This window comes from Nostoc sp. (assembly GCF_036919675.1).
Lineage (GTDB): Bacteria > Cyanobacteriota > Cyanobacteriia > Cyanobacteriales > Nostocaceae > Nostoc.
The window spans coordinates 145,630-163,608 of sequence record NZ_JBALCP010000129.1 but is presented as its reverse complement, the minus strand read 5'-3'; the positions used below and the strand labels follow the sequence as shown (position 1 = coordinate 163,608).

The 17,979-nt window shown below is 43.7% G+C and carries 14 protein-coding genes; 7 read left to right on the top strand and 7 right to left on the bottom strand.

All coding sequences use genetic code 11. From position 1 onward, the window contains the following. Positions 1-5: 5 nt before the first annotated feature. Positions 6-551 (top strand): histidine phosphatase family protein, encoded by a 546-nt coding sequence (locus V7K49_RS28975; RefSeq protein WP_335208698.1) that lies wholly within the window; start codon positions 6-8, stop codon positions 549-551. 76 nt (positions 552-627) lie between these two features. Here V7K49_RS28975 and V7K49_RS28970 read toward each other — a convergent pair whose 3' ends face one another. The 3 genes from V7K49_RS28970 to V7K49_RS28960 all read right to left on the bottom strand — a co-directional run bounded on the left by V7K49_RS28970 (position 628) and on the right by V7K49_RS28960 (position 4,484). Continuing rightward, on the bottom strand, positions 628-1,014 hold the full coding sequence (locus V7K49_RS28970) for a type II toxin-antitoxin system VapC family toxin (RefSeq protein WP_335208697.1): 387 nt from the start codon (positions 1,012-1,014) through the stop codon (positions 628-630). Then, complete coding sequence (locus V7K49_RS28965) at positions 1,014-1,235, bottom strand: hypothetical protein (protein ID WP_335067511.1); 222 nt, start codon at positions 1,233-1,235, stop codon at positions 1,014-1,016. The genes V7K49_RS28970 and V7K49_RS28965 overlap by 1 nt, the downstream gene beginning before the upstream one ends. Before the next feature lie 228 nt (positions 1,236-1,463). Continuing rightward, positions 1,464-4,484, bottom strand: coding sequence for a zinc-dependent metalloprotease (locus tag V7K49_RS28960; RefSeq protein ID WP_334873805.1), 3,021 nt, complete (start codon positions 4,482-4,484; stop codon positions 1,464-1,466). 532 nt (positions 4,485-5,016) lie between these two features. On the opposite strand from V7K49_RS28960, the gene V7K49_RS28955 reads away from it, so the two are divergent. After that, positions 5,017-6,786, top strand: a complete 1,770-nt coding sequence (locus tag V7K49_RS28955) for a pentapeptide repeat-containing protein (protein ID WP_335208696.1) — start codon at positions 5,017-5,019, stop codon at positions 6,784-6,786. Positions 6,787-7,150: 364 nt separating this feature from the next. On the opposite strand, the gene V7K49_RS28950 is transcribed toward V7K49_RS28955, so the two are convergent. Both V7K49_RS28950 and V7K49_RS28945 read right to left on the bottom strand, forming a co-directional pair. Further along, the gene (locus V7K49_RS28950) at positions 7,151-7,315 is read right to left on the bottom strand and encodes a hypothetical protein (RefSeq protein ID WP_335208695.1); all 165 of its coding nucleotides are present in this window, start codon (positions 7,313-7,315) and stop codon (positions 7,151-7,153) included. Between the two features lie 219 nt (positions 7,316-7,534). After that, the gene (locus V7K49_RS28945; RefSeq protein WP_335208694.1) at positions 7,535-7,777 is read right to left on the bottom strand and encodes an OsmC family protein; all 243 of its coding nucleotides are present in this window, start codon (positions 7,775-7,777) and stop codon (positions 7,535-7,537) included. Between the two features lie 59 nt (positions 7,778-7,836). Here V7K49_RS28945 and V7K49_RS28940 point away from each other — a divergent pair, with 59 nt between their 5' ends. Continuing rightward, complete coding sequence (locus V7K49_RS28940; protein WP_335208693.1) at positions 7,837-8,928, top strand: hypothetical protein; 1,092 nt, start codon at positions 7,837-7,839, stop codon at positions 8,926-8,928. 33 nt (positions 8,929-8,961) lie between these two features. Continuing rightward, positions 8,962-10,707, top strand: a complete 1,746-nt coding sequence (locus V7K49_RS28935) for a pentapeptide repeat-containing protein (RefSeq protein ID WP_335208692.1) — start codon at positions 8,962-8,964, stop codon at positions 10,705-10,707. 101 nt (positions 10,708-10,808) lie between these two features. Here V7K49_RS28935 and V7K49_RS34810 read toward each other — a convergent pair whose 3' ends face one another. Next, the gene (locus V7K49_RS34810; protein WP_442948703.1) at positions 10,809-11,072 is read right to left on the bottom strand and encodes a hypothetical protein; all 264 of its coding nucleotides are present in this window, start codon (positions 11,070-11,072) and stop codon (positions 10,809-10,811) included. Between the two features lie 166 nt (positions 11,073-11,238). On the opposite strand from V7K49_RS34810, the gene V7K49_RS28930 reads away from it, so the two are divergent. The 3 genes from V7K49_RS28930 to V7K49_RS28920 all read left to right on the top strand — a co-directional run bounded on the left by V7K49_RS28930 (position 11,239) and on the right by V7K49_RS28920 (position 15,634). Then, positions 11,239-12,309, top strand: coding sequence for an LOG family protein (locus V7K49_RS28930; RefSeq protein ID WP_335208690.1), 1,071 nt, complete (start codon positions 11,239-11,241; stop codon positions 12,307-12,309). 457 nt (positions 12,310-12,766) lie between these two features. Beyond that, positions 12,767-14,089 (top strand): D-alanyl-D-alanine carboxypeptidase, encoded by a 1,323-nt coding sequence (locus tag V7K49_RS28925; RefSeq protein WP_335208689.1) that lies wholly within the window; start codon positions 12,767-12,769, stop codon positions 14,087-14,089. A 330-nt stretch (positions 14,090-14,419) separates the two neighbouring features. After that, complete coding sequence (locus tag V7K49_RS28920) at positions 14,420-15,634, top strand: HhoA/HhoB/HtrA family serine endopeptidase (RefSeq protein ID WP_334873822.1); 1,215 nt, start codon at positions 14,420-14,422, stop codon at positions 15,632-15,634. Between the two features lie 388 nt (positions 15,635-16,022). On the opposite strand, the gene recA is transcribed toward V7K49_RS28920, so the two are convergent. Further along, a complete protein-coding gene (gene recA, locus V7K49_RS28915) occupies positions 16,023-17,102 on the bottom strand; it encodes a recombinase RecA (RefSeq protein ID WP_292823097.1) in 1,080 nt (359 codons plus the stop codon). Positions 17,103-17,979 lie beyond the last annotated feature (877 nt).

The window sequence follows — 17,979 nt, the reverse complement described above, 5'->3', positions numbered from 1 at the left end:
ACTTGATGCTGAAAACCCTGTATATTGTGCGACATTGCAAAGCAGTTGCACAGGAACCTAACGCACCTCTTACATCAGAGGGTCATTTCCAAGCGATCGCTCTTGCTGATTTATTATTCAGTTGTGGGATCGAGCGGGTTATTTCTAGTCCATTTATGAGAGCATATCAGTCAATTGCTCCCCTCGCTGAACGTTTGAGCCTCTCAATCGAAATTGATAACCGACTTACCGAGCGTGTGCTGTGTGCAACACCACTTGATGATTGGCGTGAGCGATTGGCTGAATCATTTACCAATCTTGATTTATATCTAGATGGTGGTGAGTCAAGTCGTGATGCTATGGCGCGTGGGATCGCCGTAATTGATGAAGTATTGCAGCAAGAAGCAAGCACAATTGCGATCGTGACGCATGGCAATTTAATGGCGCTGATCCTGAAGCATTTTGATGATCTCATTGGTTATGCTGAATGGGAAAAATTGAGCAATCCAGATGTGTATCGCGTAGAGTTTCTCAAGGGTGCGATACACGTGGAGCGAATGATCTGCGCTTAGGATACGTTGTCATGAGTGAGCAGCATCAACTCTATTTCTGCGTATTTATTCACTGGCTAATATCCGATCTAATTCTTTAGGTGACATCACTGGAATCAGAACATCTACAAAACCAGGGACATAACGAGTTATAACTGCATCTACCCCATGTGTCATTCCACAGGCATAACTGCACCGCATCCTCAAAATCTCGGAAATTTAATGCGATCGCCTGTTCTAAGATAGTGCGGTCAACGGGACAAATGTGTAAGTCTGTTAGAACTTGAATGATGGCGTCTTGAGCAACTTTCACACCTGCGGCTCTGCGAACAACATAATATATATTAGTGATTGTTGTTGCTGCAATAAATCCTTGAACCTCACCAGCATCAATCCTCTCAAACAGCCTTGCTGCATCCTGCACAAAAGGCTCCCGCTCTTGCAAAAAATCAAGAACGATATTAGTATCAATCAAAACTCGCATTACTGATACTTTTCAGTAAGATAGGTAATATATTCTCCTGCAATATCTTCATTACCTGACGCATCTGAATCTTTTGCAATCCCCCGCAATCGGGACAAGTTCCCTTTATCTTGTAATGGGCGGGCTTCATGCTGTAAGGATTCCAGCAAGGTTTGGACTAATTGCCAACGTTCACTAGTCGATAATTGTAGCACCTGTTTTTGCAAGTTTTGCAATGTCATTAGCTTTTCCTGCCTGTATCTATCCCACCTCAATTGTAAATTTAATCGGACTTAGGCAACAAGCCTTTAACTCACAGCATAATCTGTATACTGCCGGATATAAGGCGTGTGAAATTTATCTCTAGCTGATATAAACTGTTTTCTCAGTCTGTATGGGCATTATAAATATATTTTGCCAAAATCATGGAAGAAGAGGAGTTATGAATTTTACTATTAACTCCTAACTTTTTAATTCCCTTGCAACGGCGCATTCAAGACTTTCTCAATGCGATCACGCGTTTCTAGTAAGTGCGCTTTGGTGTATTCATCCTCGGAATTAACCCCCTTGAGTTTCTCATCAAGCTGTTTGAGTTTATACCAAGCCAGAGTCCGAGCATCTTCTGGAACAGATTCTTTTCGCAACACCATACCAGTTAAAATATCCAGATATTGCCGCTGCAAGCCTCGCCGCAAACTAGAAATCTTCATTGGTTTATCTTTTGGTTTGATTACTTCTGTCCAGATACCTGACTGCAAAGTTTCAAATAGTTCTGGCAGAGTTAGTGCATTTTCTGGCTTCGTTTTGAGTTCAATATCCTTGAGGCGAGAGAGGCGATCGCCTGAGAGTAAATCTCGCAACACAGAACCCTGAATGAGTTGCACCAAGTCATGAATTGGAAAATCCAAACGACCAACTTGGGGAGAAGCACCCCAATGTCGCCAACGGGAAGGTGCTAATTTATTCAGTAATTCTGGTGAAAAACTCAGGGCATCTTCTGCAAACACGTACTTTTGCAGCGTTTCTAAAGCCTGCCGTTGTTCTTCAACTGGTATTGGTTCAAATGGTAATCGGTGTTGGCTAACTCCAGAGGGGATTTCGCTAGGGTGAATGCGATAAAAAGACTGTCCGCCGATATATTTTGTCGTGTAAAATATTTGCTGGAAATAGTTACCCAATACTGTGCTAAAACGTTCGCTCACATCGCTATAACTATCACCAGCCATTGGGTAACGCTGATCGAGACGTTCCCACATCACCCGCGAATTATTCAACTGCCACTGAGAATAAAGCAGTACATTGCTGCTGTTATCCCAAGCATCGGCAGTTGGGTCAAGGTCATACACATCTTCATCTGTGGAATAACTCAACTCTGGCTTGTAGGATTGTGCAGCAATTTGCTCCAAAATTGGCTTTTCCGCTATGGGAGTTGATGTTTGAATTGGTATGTAGCCGTACTTAATCGCCCATTCATCATAAGGCCCCACCATACTGGGAAAATAATCTCCCTGCTTTGTACCTTGAGGAGCAATATTTGGGGGAATGTAGTCCATTACGGAACTTGTCAGACCTTTAGTTTTGGTAATTTCCGTATTATTCATCTCCTGTGGTGGTAGCAGGGTACTACCACGGAAGTTATGGCGTAAACCAAGAGTATGTCCAACTTCGTGAGCGATGATTAAACGTAAATATTGATTGATATATTCTTTCACCTGGTCTGGAGTGGCCATGGTATCTGGCAGTAGTGACATTGCCAGTGAACCAAAGGCGAACTGGTTAGCAGCTTCCATCCCGTAGCATAAATCGTATTCGCCTGCCATTTTCGATAAACTACTCAACAACCCCTGTTGCCCTTGCATCTGCTGAGGGACACCATTGTTTTTGGCATCTAAACCATTGGCGCAAAGTAGACGATTTTGCATCAAAGCTGATAGAGTAGTCTGGTTTTGTGTTTGGCTAGGTTGGACGATTTTGCGATACTCATTCTTGAGTACCCGCACAAAGCTGGCATCTACGAGAATGTCTGCATCCAAAATTTCCCCAGTCAATGGGTTAACGCGGGATGGCCCCATTGCAAAATAACCATCGACTGTGTTAATCCAGCGAATCGTGTTGTAACGAATATCTGCTGGGTCCCATGTGGCGTCATCGGGCATTTGGCGGACTTCAATTGCATCTTTGAATCCCGCCTTGAGAAAGGCTTTGTTCCACATCAGGACACCTTCTTTCATCGCATCGCGGTACTCTAAAGGCACAGCGTTATCAATCCAGAAGACAATCGGTTTTTTGGGGCGAGAAATTACTGCTTTTGGGTCTTGTTTTTCTAAGTTCCAGCGATTGATGTAGCGGACAAAAGAATCGCCGCGATCATCTTTGGATAAATCTTGGTAGGCGGTGATAAAATAGCCGATGCGATCGTCAGCAAGGCGCGGTCGATAATCTTTATCAGGTAGTAAAGAGAGACTATAGTGGACGCGTAGGGTAAAGCCACGGTTGTCAGGTAATGATGCAAAGCTTGGTACTTCACTCTCGTGGCCAGCGCCACCAGAGAAATTCAAAACTGACTCAATTTCTAAGTTTTGGGGAAAAGCTTTAGCAGTACCAAAATAGGACTGGTCTGTGGTTGCTGGGACTCCTAAACTTGCAGATAATCCACCTAAGTCTGTCAGTAATAAATCGCCCAAGTCGATGAGAAGAGTTTTGCGTTGTGGATGAATGCTTTTAATGGAAATGGTGTAAAGAACAGAGTCACTAAACGATCGCACCAGCGATCGCACTTGAGGATCTCCCTCACGAGTGCGAAAATTGACATTGCGGATGACAAAGTTTAATTTATCATCCACCCGTTGGAAATAAAACAAAAAATCTTGTAAAGGCATACCGCTGTAAATACCCCGTTCGCCAATCCCTGATTCCAGGGTTGCTGTAGCTAGGTAATTTTTATTGAGTTGCTCTGGCTTAATTTCTAGATAAATTTTATTCTTTTCTTTATTGCGATAAAGGGTAAACAGTCCCCCTGACTTTTGGGTGCCTTTGATTACTTCAGCAAACGGCTCTAAATCATCCTTTGCTGCTGGTTTGGCACTAGGATTAGGCTTTGAATTCGGTTTATCTGGGGGTTTTGCAACTTGCAAAAATGGTTGCTGTGCTGCTTTTTTAAGGTCTTTTACTACCCAAATAAACGGTTGAGGCTGTACGTGTTTATTTTGATTAACTACCCAAACTTGCCCTGACGGTAGCCTCTGTTTCTGGGAGATATTGATATTCTTTAGCGATAAGGCTGAGATTTTAGTTGAAGAAGTTTCTGTGGTTAACTGACTATTAGATTTCTCTGTACTTCTGGCTGTAACGACGGCTTCTAAAACCCGCACAGTCTTATGGGTGGCTGACAATTCTGTATCAACATTCACAGATGGTGACTTGGCGCTAGCCGTTACTATTCCTAAAAACAAACCATGTAACAAAATCATATAAAAGGTTAATCTGTTCATCGCATCAATCCCCCGATAACTATACCGTAGTTACTTTTTAACTTTTGCAAAGCTATGTAGCCAGCTTTTTGGCAATTGTCTCAGTTGCTTTATATCAAGCAGTAAACTTTAGACTTCAATTTTAGTTGCAATTTTTCGGCTTTGTTACACTGTTATACTGAAAGATTTTTCCTAACAATTGCATCTCTCACAAACAGGAAGTATTATTTTTACATCAGACTAGTAAATATTGGGAAAAAAAATCTAACAAATTAACCAAATTTGGGAAATTACTTGATTTTTGAAAGAATTTTTCCGATGCTCCTTTATTTGCATCAGGAGAAGAAGCTTGAGGTTACTACGGGTTAGCGATAAGCCGCCCTCCAGGAACGCTGTCAGTGTAGCCCATCGTAGATATCGCCAACGCATGAGATTTTTCATGTAGTATTTATTGATACTATTAATTTTTGACAATGAAAAGCAAACTAGCACAGAAAAATTTTTAGTTCAGAATTCTCAAAACAGTAATTTAAATGTAACAACGGACACAGAAATGTCAACATATTTATCTCAAGTCTGGCAACTGCTGAGAAATTATGTGAGGGATATAAGTTTACAAGAGATGCCAAAGACCACATCTGTGGAAACCGAAGCAGTTTTACCTCTAAGAAAAAGCATTAAAGAACCAGACAAAAGCGTTAAATTTGCTCAAGATAATTTGCAGTCAGATTTATGCTTTCAAAGACTGCAAGAAAGCTTAAAAAAATGGACAATATCAAAGAGCGGTTTGACTTCTAAGATAGGTGATCAGACATCGGTCCCGCTACCATCAGAGTTCTGTTTGAGAGTAGGCGATCGCCAGATGCATGAAGAGATTTATGATTTACTGGGCAATGGAGCGCTGAAATCAGAAATAGTCAACGAACTCATGGAATTACTGGTAACAGGTAAAAAAATTCGCCTAGAACTACTTTTCTGGCGGCTAGAAGATTTTTATCGTCGCTGGTGTCAGGGAGAATTTATCGATGGGACACCAGATGATAACCTGCCTCAGAAAACAAGATTAAAGTTGGCAACACAAAATATTGCGATCGGGCTGAGACAGGTAGATATATATACAGGGCTGAACGTACTGATTTTACTGTTAGAGTTACACCGCTACGCCCAAGAGCGAGATGAACTCAAACAAAAAATCACCTTCTATCCATCTGCTCAACCAGACACAGACAATTTTTTCACATCCCAACTGCTGCGGATCATCAACTATAGTGATGCCCTAGAAATTGGTAATTTTAGCAGTATAGTTGGGCAATTCCTCAAAGGCGGCAACTTTCGGAGTGCTTACCTGGGCGATGCCAACCTGACTGGGGCAGACTTTAGGGGTGCCGACCTCAGCCGTGCTTACCTGGGCGATGCCAACTTAACTGGGGTAAACTTCAGCGGTGCCAACCTTAGCGGTGCTAACCTCGGTGATGCCAATCTCAGCAGTGCCAACCTCACTGGTGCTAACCTCAGTGGTACCGACCTCAGCAGCACCAACCTCAGCGGTGCTAACCTTAGCTGTGCCAACCTTAGCCGCGCCGACCTCAACCGTGCCGACCTTAGCAGCACCAACCTCAGCCGCGCCGACCTCAGCCACGCCGACCTCAACCGCGCCGACCTCAGCAGCACTAACCTTAGCCATGCTAACCTCAGCAACGCCATCCTTTTCGGTGCGAATCTAAGTGAAGCTAACCTTAGTAGCACCAACCTTAACCATGCCGACCTCTGTCGCGCCGACCTCAGTGGTGCAGATTTGAGTCACGCCATCCTCAACGGTACTAACCTCAGTGACACAATTCTTTTCAGTACCAACCTCAGCGATGCCATCCTTGTTGCCGCAGACCTTAGCTACGCTAAACTTAACGGTGCCAAGCTTAACAACGCCAGACTCAACGGGGCAATGTTCTTAGGCGCAGACCTTAGCGGTGTAGACTTGAGTCGGGTAACTCTCAACGACGCCGACCTCAGTGGGGTGATTCTCAGCGACGCTGACCTCAGTGGTGCCGACCTCACCGACGCTATCCTTTTCGGCACAGACTTCAGCTATGCCAACCTTAACAGTGCTAACCTCAGTGGCAGTAACCTCAGTGGTGCTATCCTCAACGGCGCGGATCTCAGCCACAGTAATCTCAGTTATGCCATTCTGGGTGGTGCTGACCTCAGCGACGCTAATATGGAAAAAATGACCTGGGGTAAAAAGCAGCAGTGGGAAGATGTGCGGGGATTAGAGACAGCAGTTAATGTGCCGGAGGCGTTGAAGGAAGAACTGGGATTGAATTGAGATCAGGGGAAGGGGAAAAGCTAAGTTCTGAACAGCATCTTTCGAGTTTTGAACAGCATCTTTCGAGTTTTGAACAGCATCTTTCGAGTTTTGAACAGCATCTTCCGAGTTCTAAACACTATCTTCCGAGTTCTAAACACTATCTTCCGAGTTCTAAACACTATCTTTCGAGTTCCGAACAGCATCTTTCGAGTTCCGAACAGCATCTTCCGAGTTCTAAACACTATCTTTCGAGTTCTGAACAGCATCTTTCGAGTTCTGAACACTATCTTTCGAGTTTTGAACACCATCTTCCGAGTTTCAATCTCAAAAGATGAGTATATTAGCTTGAATGATCAACTCAGAAACAGCAAATGTCTAATTACTAACTCGATGCGATCGCCTTTTCTCTTCCTCTGTGTCGCGCCAGTTGCTTCAAGTCGGGGAACCCGCCCAACGCACTGGCTTCTCTGCGCCTCGGCGGTAGCTTACGGCAAGCTGCTGCACGTCGTTCAAAGTAGCTTTCGCCAGTAGGTTGCAGACTCTTCATAGCCCAATGCCTTGTAGAACTTCGCTGCCCGACGTGTAGCCAATGCCACAAGCTTGGCATGTCGATCAGTAGCCCAACCTTCTGTTAACGAGTTTCGACTTACCTCGGCTCCGCTCGGCACAAGTCGCTCAACTCTCGACCACTCAGTTGGTTGAGCGTTCGCGTAGCGTCTGGCAGAGAAGTCGAAACCAACGGCTATGGTAAATTTATTACTAGAATTCAGTTAGGTTGTGTGCCAGCTTCAAATGATGGTTCACAACGTACAGGAAAGTTCATTGAGTTGGCAATAAAACACAGGTGATGCGCCTTTTCATGTAACTGTTTAGCGATCGCTGGATCTTTACAGTCTTTCACTGTTACAACTGGCTTAAGAATCACTTCAGCGAATTTTCCGCCTCTATCGCCAGTCTCAATCATTTTGCCAACTGGGTGATCAACGTAGCTAGTGACAACAAGCTGCACCTCAGCACACAAATGTAAATTAGACTTTAAATAAGCAGTAATTATACGAGTCTGAGCGAATGAACAAGCGTTTATCGCAAATCTGGCAGCAGTTTCGGCAATCGTTCTCAGTAGGAGAGGGTCTAAACACCACAGTTGAGACTGGCAAGGCAGTTTTAGAAGCCGCAAAAACCTTTCAAGAACAAGGTGCCAGCGTAGAACTCTTGAAACCTCTGTTACAAAATTCATCTTCACTGCTAGATGTGTTGTGTTCACCCTTAGCGCAGGTAGTGGGTGCGGGTTTGCCATTCGTGCCACTGGGAATAGCCTTGCTGAAGTTTTCCCGCGACATAACTAAGCAAGATCCTTCTCTAGAAGACTGCGTATTTATAGTTAGTCAAGTTGCTTATTTGGAAAGTGTCAAAGAAATTTTATCCTTATGTCCATCTATTAACTGTGATGCTAACCCCAATATTAATAAAGCACTAACCAAACAACTACAAAAACTCAATGAGATTGAATTAGATTATGAAAGTGCCAGCAATGCTGTAGCCTGTTTCCACGAATCAGAATTAGCGAAAGCATTTAATCAAGTATTCTTGACGCGGTTAGCAGCAACAAACATTCCCAATGCTAATGCTCATATTTTGACTCAACGAGTAGCTTGGAATACTCACCGCTACATAATTAAAGCCTGGATTGGATCAGGCGATGCTATCAAAAATATAATTCAACCTTCCTTTGGAGACTGGCAGAAAGAACAGCAAAAGTTCTCTAGCATTGATGAATACCTAAAAACTCATATTGCTAGCAAGCCTTTAGACTTAGTTTTTGACGAAAGCTTCTCATTTAAAGATATTTACGTACCTTTAAAAGCCAAACCTGTAGATAACAATGGGGAGATAGATGAAAAAGTAAACTCCTTAGATTTAGAAACATGGGCTAAGGAAATTCTCCTAAATCCAAATAACCTAGAACAAGTGATGTTTGTTCAAGCAGGCCCAGGAAGAGGTAAAAGTGTCTTCTGTCGGATGTTTTCTGATTGGGTGCGGCAGCATTTGCATCCCATTTGGACACCAATTTTGATTCGCTTACGGGATCTAGACTCCTTTGAATCCCGTTTAGAAAACACTTTAGAAGCAGAACTGAAAATTAGTTTTATTCAAAATTAGGAAAAATGGTTTGCGAATAAAAATACCCGTTTCTTGTTTATCCTTGATGGGTTTGATGAATTGCATATTGAGGCTAGAACCGACGTCAATCTAGAAAAATTTATCAAACAAGTCTCTGGATTTCAGGATGAGTGCAAAAATTACCGTGAAATGGGACATCGGGTGTTAATCACTGGTAGGTCGATGTCTTTACAAGGTATCCCTTACTTGCCCCGCAATTTAGAGCGGGTGGAAATTGTCGAAATGGATGTACAACTCCAACAAAAATGGTTAGAGAAGTGGGAAGAATTACCAGCTAATAAAGGAAAAACCACAGCCTTTGGGCAGTTTGTACAAGGTGATAAATGTCCATCTGAGGTGAAAAAGTTAGCCCAAGAGCCGCTTTTACTTTATTTGTTAGCAGCAATGTATCGAGATAGGAAATTGGCAATTGATAAATTAGAGCAAGCAAGCCAGCGGACAGCCAAAATTGTAATTTACCAGGAAGCTTTAAACTGGGTACTGACAAAACAGCGTTCCAAGGCAGATGGGACTAATTTAAATATTGAGTTAACCCAACATAAACCCGAAGATTTAAAACGTATTCTCACAGAAGCGGCTGTTTGTGTTGTGCAGTCGGGAGGCGAATTTGCTTCCATGTCAATGCTAGAGGCACGGTTACAAAATGACGAAACAGCAAAAGCCTTAATTGAAAAAGCTAAAGAAAAACTGGGTAACGAAGCTCTCAAGACAGCTTTAGCTGCTTTTTACATTCGTCCTGCTGATAAACAAGAAGGTGGGGTTGAGTTTTTTCATAAGAGTTTTGGCGAATTTCTCTTTGCTGAACGCTTGAAAGCACGCCTGAAATCTTGGACACAATACTATGAAGCAGAAGACGGAAGACAACTAGTTATTCCCGAAGCCCAAATGAATTGGCAAATTTATGATTTGCTGGGTTTTGGCGGACTCACACCAGAAATTGTGGAATATTTGATGGGGTTGCTGACTGAAAATCAAGATTTCCCTTGGGAGCAGTTATTTAAACGCTTAGAAAAGTTTTACGGTAACTGGTGTAAGGGTAAATTTATCGACTCTGCGGAAGAGACTTTCCCCCAGAAAAAGCTGCGACAGTTGCAAAAGTATAGAATTCAAGTGCTAGGTCAGCGTCAGGTGGATATTTATGCTGGGTTGAATGTGATGATTTTGCTTTTGGAGTTGCACCGTTATGCTAAAAGGCGAGATGACCTCAAACAAGAAATTGTCTTTTATCCATCTGGTCAACTAAAAGAAAATTCTTGGACAGACCAACTGCTTCGCATCATTAACTACAGTGATTGCATTCAGTTTAGAACTTTTAATAGTGTAGTTAGGCGATTCCTCAGCAACGCAAACCTCAGCCGCGCAAATCTCGGTGACGCAAACCTCAGCCGCGCAAATCTCAGTGACGCAAACCTCAGCCGTGCAAATCTCAGCCGTGCAAATCTCAGCCGTGCAAATCTCAGCCGTGCAAATCTCAGCCGTGCAAATCTCAGCGGCGCAAACCTCAGCCGTGCAGACCTCAGCCGTGCAGACCTCAGCCGTGCAAATCTCAGCGGCGCAGACCTCAGCGGCGCAAACCTCAGCGGAGCAAACCTCAGCCGCGCAGACCTCAGCCGCGCAAACCTCAGCCGCGCAAACCTCAGCGATGAATTTTTTGGAGATATTAGATGGAATAAAAATACAAAATGGGATGATGTCAAAGGGCTGGATACAGCAAGGAATGTGCCAGAAGCTTTAAAACAACAGTTGGGGCTGAGTTAAGAAGAGGTGTGAGCAAAGGAGAATAATTTAGGAATTTCCAACATTTCCAACAAATAAATTATCCAATCTTATAGGGTGGGCATCTTGCCCGCCTTTGGTCATTACGGGCGGGCGAGACGCCCACCCCACAAGAAGTTAGAGCCAAAAGCTTTAAAATTGTTAGGTTTGAACACCATCTTCCGAGTTCTGAACACCATCTTCCGAGTTCTGAACACCATTTTCCGAGTTCCGAACACCATCTTCCGAGTTCCGAACACCATCTTCCGAGTTCCGAACACCACCTTCCGAGTTCCGAACACCACCTTCCGAGTTCCGAACACCACCTTTTGAGTTCCGAACACTACCTTCCGAGTTCTGAACACCATCTTCCTACTTCCAATCTCAAAAGATGGCTATCTGAGCTTGAGTAATGAGCAATACTACCTCAAAGCCAGTTGTGAGTGTGTTAACTGTACATCAGAAGGCTATATTCCGCTTGCTAGAGTGTGAGTAGTTCACGTAAAATATAATGCCATTGTTGCGGCAGTTCTCATGACCTCATCTGCGTCGTTTGACACATCAGAGTCTTTACAGGCGGATATCGCTGAATTGATCGCTCGTTTACCGACATTAAAAAATCGGCAACTTATACAGCAAGCACTTGCTACTATTGTTCGTCTAGCTGATACCGAAATTGAGCGGCTGGATTGGAAAATATTGTCCGCTGCTCTAGTAGATATGGAGCGCGGTTTCCAGCTTTTTTATAATTATCGACACGTTCGCAAAATCACCGTCTTCGGTTCTGCTCGTCTAGCGCCAAATACGCCAGAGTACCAAATGGCCCTTAAGTTTGCTCGTGCTGTTTCTCAATTAGGATTTATGGTGATGACTGGCGGTGGCGGTGGGATTATGCAGGCGGGTCACGAAGGTGCTGGGCGAGAAAATTCTTTTGGATTAAACATTCAGTTACCCTTTGAACAGCTAGCGAACCCGTTTATAGAAGGCGATCCCAAGCTAATTAACTTCAAATATTTCTTTACCCGCAAGCTGTTTCTCCTCAAAGAAAGTGATGCTATAGCCTTGTTTCCTGGAGGCTTTGGCACTCAAGATGAAGCTTTTGAATGCATGACATTAACCCAAAATGGTAAATTTGGCCCAGTACCTCTAGTTTTAATCGATCGCCCTGGTGGCGATTACTGGCGCTCTTGGAGCGAATATATTGATAAGCAACTAGTACAAAATGGTCTTATCAGTCCTGAAGACCCCAGCCTTTACACGGTGACAGACAACTTAGATGTGGCTTGTGATGTGATTACTCGTTTTTACCAGGTTTATCACTCCTGTCGATATGTTGGCAATAAATTAGTCATCCGCCTCAAGACAGATATATCAGACGCTCAGGTAGAGCAACTCAATGCTGATTTTAGCCATATTATTATTCAAGGACGGATTGAAAAAAGTCAAGCATTACCTCAAGAAGCACAAGATGAAACTGTTGGACTACCCCGGCTCATTTTGTACTTTAATCAACGCGACTTGGGGCGCTTGTATCAGATGATTGCCACAATTAACCAGATGGGTACTCCTTCACTAGAGGATGTAGCACATCCAGAAAGAAAGTAGGTATTAATAAAGGGAAGGGTAAAGGGAATAATTTTGAATCCTTTACCTTTTTATTGTTTCAAGGTTATAAAATTGCGACGCCGATAGCGATCGCACAGTATCTCGGAAGAGAGCGTCATAGCCCGTCGTAGACATCGACAGTTACTGAATCAGGCTAACGGCCTAGTCTCTCTACATATCAAAAATGTCTGTATAGAGCATTTTTCAAGTATTTAGACCACGACTAAGCTGGGTAATGAGGAGAAGGGAGTAGGAAGTGGTGTAGTTCAATTACTCATGCGGCTATCTTCATGAGCGATCGCATTTTGGCATTATCAAAGCAGCCAGGAAAACAATGATTCACCCTACTTACAGATGAGAAAAACACCAGTTATTATGACTCAATACTGATTATGGTAAAAAAGCTTGTATATTAGCACAGGAAACAACATATCAAATCCTAACAGAGGAATAAAAGATGCTGGAATTATTGGGTTCAGGTTTGGTGTCACTCTGGCTGGAAATGGCCGGGGTACAAATCAAACCTCTAGATGCCTTAGATGCTTTGACCTGGCAAAGTAGCCCTGGCTTGGTTCTAGCCCCTGATCCCAATCCAGCTGGGGCTACTACGGTGCAGGAATATCTGAAAAAGCTCATAACATCAAAAGTCGTGGCGCAAAATCTGGCTGAGAGTCAGGGAATTTGGATGCAGTCGGGGCCGATGCTGATGGCAAATCACCAAGGTACAACACCTCTGCCGGCTGCCTCTTTAACCAAAATTGCCACTTCATTAGTTGCTTTGAAAACTTGGGGGCCAGATTACCAATTTGATACTTTGGTGAGTGTGACTGGCCCAGTGGTAAATGGAGTTGTGCAGGGCGATTTGGTAATTACAGGCCGTGGCGATCCGATGTTTGTTTGGGAAGAAGCGATCGCACTTGGTAATACTCTCAATAAAATGGGCATCAAGCAGGTAAAGGGAAATTTGATCATTACTGGCAATTTTGCCATGAATTTCCAACGTCAGCCGATGCTAGCAGGTTTGATGCTCAAGCAAATACTAAATCGTGCGACTTGGGGCCGCCCCGCTATTTTCAGGTACTCAATTATGCCCAAGGGAACGCCCAAGCCTCAAGTTGTGATTGCAGGTGGGGTGAAAGTTGAGGCGCAACCAAATCCTCAACAAACTTTGTTACTCCGGCATCGCTCATTGCCCTTGAAGCAACTGCTTAAGGAGATGAACGTTTACAGTAACAACGATATGGCACAGATGCTGGCAGACTCAGTGGGAGGAGCAAGTGTAGTCCAATCCACTGCTGCTAACCTTGCTAGAGTGCCACAAGTGGAAATTCAGTTAATCAATGGTTCAGGACTGGGCCCAGAAAATCGCATTTCCCCCAGGGCTGTCTGTGCCATGCTGATGGCTATTCAAGTTGAGGCATCTGCCCATCAGCTGAATCTGGCTGACTTGTTCCCCATGTCTGGGTTTGATCACCGAGGTACACTACACACCAGACACATTCCCCTTGCTACTGTGATCAAAACTGGCACGCTCCGCGATGTTAGCGCTTTAGCAGGAGTGATGCCCACACGCGATCGCGGTTTGGTTTGGTTTGCGATTATCAACCGGGGGACAAATGTCTGGGGTTTCCGGACTGGACAAGACCAACTCTTGCAAAGTGTTGTAAAACAATTACAACTACCTTTGGCCGTTCCTGCTGCCCTCACTCCCCACTCAGTTATCAACTCTTTACCCCAGCTAGGTGCAAGCAGTCGAAATGAAATTTTATTCAAAAGTTAGTTCATCGTCCAGAGTCATCATCTGACAAGGTTTTGAACCAAAAGTGAGCATGGCTATCCCCTGTCCGCTTTTCATGAGTGTGATTACCTTGAAAGGTCTAGTATCATTAGCAATCCAAAAGTTTTATTAATGGGTAAAAACCGAACTTGTAAAGTGTAAATGTCCATAATAGCTTTTGGGTTAAATTTTCCATTAAGTTGATTAGAGGTAGTTCGCAAAATGCCCTAACCCCAGTATTGGGAAAAGCAGGCGAAACCTGAAGTAAAAATAACTGTAAATAGATTTGTCACGACTAAGCAACAATTAGGCTTAATAAATTAGGTTGTGATTATGCGATTTCCCAAATTATTCCGGTCTATACGTCAACTCAGTTCTCATGTGTTAGCGATCGCGCTAGGAGTTGTGCTAACTGTTAGCACCCTGCAAGTGTTGCCCTCCCAAGCCGAACCAGCACCCTCTATGACTGCTGGAGATACTTCAAAAGTGATTGCCCGGCAATCACCAGCCACTCCTGCGATCGGTAGCACTAGCTTTGTCACAGCAGCAGTGAATCGTGTGGGCACAGCAGTTGTTCGGATTGATACTGAGCGTACAATTACTCGTCGCGTTGATCCATCTTTTGAAGACCCCTTTTTCCGCCGGTTTTTTGGTGACGGTTTCTCCCAACAGATGCCTTCTGAGCAGCAGTTGCGCGGTTTAGGCTCAGGTTTCATTCTTGACAAGAGCGGGTTAGTTCTGACTAATGCTCATGTGGTCGATAAGGCTGATAAAGTAACAGTCCGGCTCAAAGATGGCCGCACCTTTGAAGGGAAAGTTCAAGGCATTGATGAAGTCACAGATTTAGCAGTAGTCAAGATAAATGCTGGTAACGATTTACCAGTGGCGCCCTTGGGTTCTTCTAATAATGTACAGGTAGGAGACTGGGCGATCGCAGTTGGTAATCCTTTGGGATTTGATAACACCGTTACTTTGGGAATTGTCAGTACTCTCAAACGTTCCAGCGCCCAAGTCGGCATTAGTGATAAACGCTTGGACTTTATTCAGACAGACGCCGCGATTAACCCTGGTAACTCTGGAGGGCCACTATTGAATGGCCAAGGTGAAGTGATTGGCATTAACACAGCCATTCGTCCTGACGCGATGGGTATTGGGTTTGCGATTCCCATCGATAAAGCCAAAGCGATCGCAGCCCAACTGCAACGTGATGGCAAAGTTGCTCACCCGTATCTAGGTGTGCAAATGCTAACTTTAACGCCCGATCTTGCCAAGGAAAATAACACCGATCCCAACTCTCCTATTCAGATACCAGAAGTTAATGGTGTTTTTGTAATGCGAGTTGTTCCCAATTCTCCAGCTGCATCTGCGGGTATCCGGCGCGGCGATGTAATTCTTCAAGTTGATGGTAAAGCTATTACCAGTGCTGAACAATTGCAGAACTTTGTGGAAGACAGTCGGCTTGGTCAAATATTACAGGTGAAAGTGCAACGAGGTAATCAGACACAGCAGCTTTCAGTCCGCACAGCTGAGTTGCAAAATGCTTCGTAGGGGGGCATATCTGTTACCGGTGTTAACTTACAGCAGTTTTCATATATTTGAACCACATCTGTCGTAGGGGCACAGCATTGCTGTGCCCGTAGAGCGTGGTCTATTTACCTGAAAATAGCTGTAAGCGTGGAATCTAAGAACATCAAAGCAGATGTTCCTAGATTACATTTTATGCTGACTTTTTGCTTAAGTTGACACCAATATACAGATGTACACCCCTACTTTTACCTGATTCCAACGAGAAAGGCCAAAAAAATGATTGCTCGTCATATAGTAGCAATCATTTCCTTAGGCTTGTTGTAACTCATCAATACCTTGGAAAAGGTGCGTTAGCTGTCTTTATAACGCACTATCCATTAGCAGTTGCAGATTAATAAATCTCCACTAGTTATTCTTCTGGCTCTAAATCCAGTTCTTCCTCTTCATCTCCTTCACTGGGTTTAGCTACAGAGTTAGCAGAAACAACAGCGCCTTTATCTAGCTTTTCACGCACCAGTTGCTTAATTTGTTCAGCAAATTCAGGCTTTTCTTCTAGATACTTAATGGCATTGTCTCGTCCTTGAGAAATGTTGTCGCCATTGTAGCTGTACCAAGCTCCCTTGCGGACAAGCACGCCAGTTTCTTCTGCCAAGTCTACAATACAACCCAAGGTAGAAATTCCTTTGCCAAAAATAATGTCAAATTCCGCAATCCTAAAAGGCGGAGCTACTTTATTTTTAGCGACTTTAACTTTGACGCGGTTACCAAATTCTTCTGTACCTTTTTTCAAGGTTTGAATCCGACGAATATCCAAGCGCACCGAAGCATAAAACTTCAATGCATTACCTCCAGTCGTGGTTTCTGGGCTACCGTAGGTAACACCGATTTTTTGCCGCAACTGGTTAATGAAAATTACTGTACAACCAGATTTACCAATATTACCTGTAATTTTACGTAAAGCTTGGCTCATTAACCGCGCCTGCAAACCAACGTGAATATCGCCCATATCCCCTTCAATTTCAGCGCGGGGAACCAGTGCTGCTACTGAGTCAATGACCACAATATCAACCGCAGCAGAGCGAACAAGCTGATCGACAATTTCCAAAGCTGATTCGCCTGTGTCAGGTTGGGAAATCAGTAAATTGTCAATATCTACACCCAATGCCGCAGCATAGGTAGGGTCAAGGGCGTGTTCAGCATCAACAAAGGCGGCAATACCGCCATTTCTTTGCACTTCGGCGAGCGCATGTAGCGCTACTGTAGTCTTCCCGGAACTTTCGGGGCCATAAATTTCAATTACCCGCCCCTTGGGTAAACCACCACCCAATGCTAAATCTAAGGTGAGCGCTCCACTGGAAATCGTCTCCACCCGCATCCGGGTGGCATCGCCCAGGCGCATGATTGCTCCTTTACCAAAGCTGCGCTCAATCTGGTTGAGCACCATAGTCAGCGCTTTTTGCTTGCCAGAAGTATCGGTGTTGATAGCCATTCCTGCCTCTAATGCCTCTAAATATATGGTTTTAAGGAGTGTTGCTCTGGGAGTCTGAGTAGAACAGATATACTATTTTAACCAGAAAATTCTGGAATAGGACTTCTCCAAATCAAAAAAAGGGTGTGACAAGATCGTAACTCGATCGCTACCAGATTAGAGTAGTCTTGCACAATGATACCAACTTGCATTCAGAGATAGCTTTTTTTGACTGAGTAAGCAAGGGGTTTTCAAAAAAAATTATCTAAATATACAGTGTCAGTAGAACCGTACTTGTGAGCATTTGCGGAGGTTGATAAATTAGGAGCGATCGCTAATATGATGAATCAGCATATCATCTACAGCGTACTTCACCGGGTCGGGGTAAGCTGTAGACAGCTTATAGGGTAGTAGTGAAGAGATTTTCAATGCTTTAGATGACTTTCAGCCTCGATATGTTTGGCTTGCACTTCGGTGTGCTTAAGAGGAAAGGCGATTTGCTGTTGATTAAGTAGGTGGGCGTTAAAAAATATAACTAAATTAATAAATGTAAATCGCTTAAAAACTTATATTTAAAGCGTTTTTAGCACTTTACATAAATTTACACAGTTTTGTTTAATTGTGCCTACCTACTTAGAGGTTTGAATGTATAAGCCACCAGGTTGGCGTTCTAGTGTCTGAGCCATAGTTGTAACCTTACGCTTTTGTTTTCTGTCTTTAGTAGCGTAAGTGTGTTAATTTCGCTGAAATTCTCACTTTTGTATTTACCTAATGCTCAGTTGTTAGTCCAGACTGAAATACCGCTTTTCAGTGGATAAATAGTTAAAATAATAGTTTTAACGCTGTATTACACCAAGGTGCTAATTTATGCTTCGGATATAATGCTCAGTCTTACTTG